This window comes from Psychrobacter sp. 16-MNA-CIBAN-0192, assembly GCF_040309565.1.
Taxonomy (GTDB): domain Bacteria; phylum Pseudomonadota; class Gammaproteobacteria; order Pseudomonadales; family Moraxellaceae; genus Psychrobacter.
Map to the genome: position 1 here is coordinate 1 of NZ_JBEOOX010000669.1, position 240 is coordinate 240.

1 protein-coding gene is annotated in these 240 nt (G+C 44.2%); it reads left to right on the forward strand.

Translation table 11 applies throughout. The features are described from left to right. Positions 1-240: hypothetical protein (locus tag AAEY78_RS14790; protein WP_502943798.1), on the forward strand; the 240-nt coding region annotated here is incomplete at both ends.

The following is a 240-nucleotide window of genomic DNA, read 5'->3' on the forward strand; positions in this document are numbered from 1 at the left end:
GACTAACGTAGAGGCTGCACGAAACTTTTTAGCTAAAAATAGTCAATACAACAGCCCATTACCCATTCAAGTAAGCGCGTTAATGCGCCCTATGCTGCCTATTTATCAATGCTCTAATCACACGATTGCTGCGGCGCTTAATATGCATCCACGTACTTTACATCGCAAACTAGCTAAGCATAATACCAGCTTTGTAAAGCTCAAAGATACCACGCGCCGTGCACTTGCACAGCACTACCT